This window comes from Amycolatopsis rhizosphaerae, from assembly GCF_007713715.1.
Classification (GTDB): domain Bacteria; phylum Actinomycetota; class Actinomycetes; order Mycobacteriales; family Pseudonocardiaceae; genus Amycolatopsis_E; species Amycolatopsis_E rhizosphaerae.
The window spans coordinates 1-2,977 of record NZ_VJWX01000676.1; the positions used below are offsets into that span (position 1 = coordinate 1).

Annotated in this window: 2 protein-coding genes; both read right to left on the bottom strand. The window is 69.8% G+C overall.

What is annotated here, in order from left to right:
• A partial coding sequence (locus FNH05_RS35345) for an NUDIX hydrolase (RefSeq protein WP_246128137.1) occupies positions 1-907 on the bottom strand: 907 nt, incomplete at its 3' end.
• On the bottom strand, positions 904-2,977 hold a 2,074-nt coding region (locus FNH05_RS35350), incomplete at its 5' end, for an RNA degradosome polyphosphate kinase (RefSeq protein ID WP_144593197.1). The genes FNH05_RS35345 and FNH05_RS35350, both read right to left, overlap by 4 nt.

The following is a 2,977-nucleotide window of genomic DNA, read 5'->3' on the forward strand; positions in this document are numbered from 1 at the left end:
GGTGGTAGTCGGCTGAGACGAGGCGGGGACCGCCGTTGTCCGTGCCGCCCCGGAAGGACAGCACCCACACCGAACCCTTCTTGCTCGGCGCGGCCCCGTCCTTGCCCAGCGGCACGGTGATCCCCGCCCGGCGCGCCAGCGTGGTCACCAGATCCGGAATGACCCCGCCCTGGGACGAGACGATCGGCGTGCCGCCGCCGGCGACGAGGGTGAGGAACCGGGACAGTCCCCGCGCCGGGTCCCGCCAGTAGCTCTCCTCGGCCAGTAGCGGCTCGTGGCCCACCTCGACGCCCAGATCCTCGGCGATCCCGTGCACGGTCTGCACGCAGCGCAGGCGCGGTGCGGAGCACACGCGGTCCACTCCGAACAACGGCGCGAACCTCCGGATCGCGGCGGCCTGGCGCGCCCCGGCGGGCGAAAGCGGCCGCAGATCGTCGTCCCCGCGCCAGTCCTCGCGCCGGCCCGCCTTGGCGTGCCGCACCAGCAGAACGGTGCTCAGCGGCGGCGGCAGGGCCGTGAACGCGCGCAGCACTTCGACGTCCGACGCGTAGCCGAGCTTCGCCCCGGCCTCCGCGAGCGGGAGCCAGCGCAACTCGTCGACCTCCTCGTTGGGGACGAACACGCCGCCGGTCGCGGCGGCGGCGAAGTAGTCCACCACCTTGGGGCGCCCCCGCACCGCGTACCGCACGGTCCGGAGGTGGCGGCCCAGTACGGCGGTGTAGCCGGTCTCCTCCCGGAGTTCCCGGACCGCCGCGGCCGGGATCGTCTCGCCCGGGTCGAGTTTGCCCTTGGGCAGCGACCAGTCGTCGTAGTGCGGCCGGTGGACCAGTGCGATCTCGATCCCGCCGTCACCGGTGCGCCACAGCACCGCACCGGCCGCGTGGATCGGTGAAGCGGCCGTACTCACCCGGCGGCCCCGTGCTGGATGAGCAGTTCGACCTGGTGGTCGCGGACTTCGGAGCCGTCCGCGGGGGACGGTGACCACTCACCGGTGGCGGTGAGCACCCAGCACCGGGTGGCCGGGTCGAGGGCCGAATCGAGGATGTGGTCGAGCTGGGCGGTCAGTTTCGGGTCCTGCACGCGGACCAGCGCCTCGATTCGCCGGTCCAGATTCCGGTGCATCATATCGGCGCTGCCGATCCAATGGGTTCCGCCCGCGCGGAAATGGAAGATGCGGGAATGCTCCAGGAACCGGCCGAGAATCGACCGGACCGTGATGTTGTCGCTCAATCCCGGCACCTCCGGTTTGAGCGCGCAAATGCCCCGCACCACCACTTCGACCGGCACACCCTGCCGTGAGGCGCGATAGAGCGCGTCGATGACCTGCTCGTCCACCAGCGAATTGCACTTGATGCGGATGCCCGCGGGCTTGCCCGCCCTGCGGTGCTCGATCTCCTCGGCGATCAGGCGGATGATGCCCCGCCGGATCCCGTTGGGCGAGGTGAGGATGTTGCGGTAGCTCTCCTGTCGCGAGTAGCCGGTGAGCACGTTGAACAGGTCCGTCAGGTCGGCGCCGATGGCCGGGTCGGCGGTGAGCAGCCCGAGATCCTCGTACAGCCGGGCCGTCTTGGGGTTGTAGTTGCCGGTGCCCAGATGGCAGTAGCGGCGGATGGTCGAGCCCTCCTGCCGCACCACCATCGCCACCTTGCAGTGGGTCTTCAGCCCGACGAGGCCGTAGACCACGTGCACCCCCGCCCGCTCCAGCGCCCGCGCCCAGGTGATGTTGGCCTCCTCGTCGAAGCGGGCCTTGATCTCCACCAGCGCGACCACCTGTTTGCCCGCCTCGGCGGCGTCGATGAGCGCGTTGACGATCGGCGAGTCGCCGGAGGTCCGGTAGAGCGTCTGCTTGATGGCGAGCACCTTGTCGTCGTGCGCGGCCTGCTCGATGAACCGCTGCACGCTCGTGGAGAACGAGTCGTACGGGTGGTGCACCAGCACGTCGCCCTCGCGCAGCGCGGCGAAGACGCTCTTGGGCGTCTCCCGCTCGCCGAAGGCCGGGTGGGTGGCGGGCACGAACGGCCGGTCCCTGAGGTCCTTGCGGTCCAAACTGGACAACTGGAACAGGCAGGTCAGGTCCAGCAGGCCGGGTATCCTGACCACGTCGCGGGGATCGACCTCCAGTTCCCGCAGCAGCAGGTCGAGCATGTGCTCGCTCATCTCCTGCGCGACCTCCAGCCGCACCGGAGGGCCGAACCGGCGTTGTGCGAGTTCGCGTTCCATCGCCTGCAGGAGATCCTCGTCGCGGTCCTCCTCGACGTCGACCTCCGCGTTGCGGGTGACGCGGAAGACGTGGTGCTCGGTGACCTCCATCCCGCTGAACAGCTCGCCAAGGTGGGCCGCGATCAGCTCCTCCATCGGCAGGAAGGTGGCGACCCGGCTTTCCCGTTGCTGTTCCACGCGAACCAGCCGGTGCACGTTGTTCGGCACCTTGACCCGGGCGAAGCGCTCGGTGCCGCCCTCCGGATCCCGGACCGTGACGGCGAGGTTGAGCGAGAGCCCCGAGATGTACGGGAAGGGGTGCGCGGGATCGACGGCGAGCGGGGTGAGTACGGGGAAGATCTGCTCGCTGAAGTAGTGCGACAGCCGCAACTGGTCCGGCACGTCCAGATCGGACCAGCCGACGATGCGGATGTCGTGCTCGGCCAGCGCGGGCCGGATGTGCTCCTCGAAGGCGAGCGTGTGCCGCTCCACCAGGTCCTGGTTGCGCTTGGCGACGTAGGCGAGCTGTTCGCGCGGGGTGAGGCCGTCCGCGCTGCGCACCGGCAGCCCGGTCTCGTCCCGCCGTTTCAGCCCGGCCACGCGCACCATGTAGAACTCGTCCAAATTAGACGCGAAGATGGCGAGGAACTTGGCCCGCTCGAGCAGCGGCTGGGAGGCGTCTTCGGCCAGTGCCAGCACGCGGGCGTTGAAGTCCTGCCAGGACAGCTCCCGGTTGAAGTAGCGGTCGTCCGGGAGGGACTCCTCCACGGGGATGACG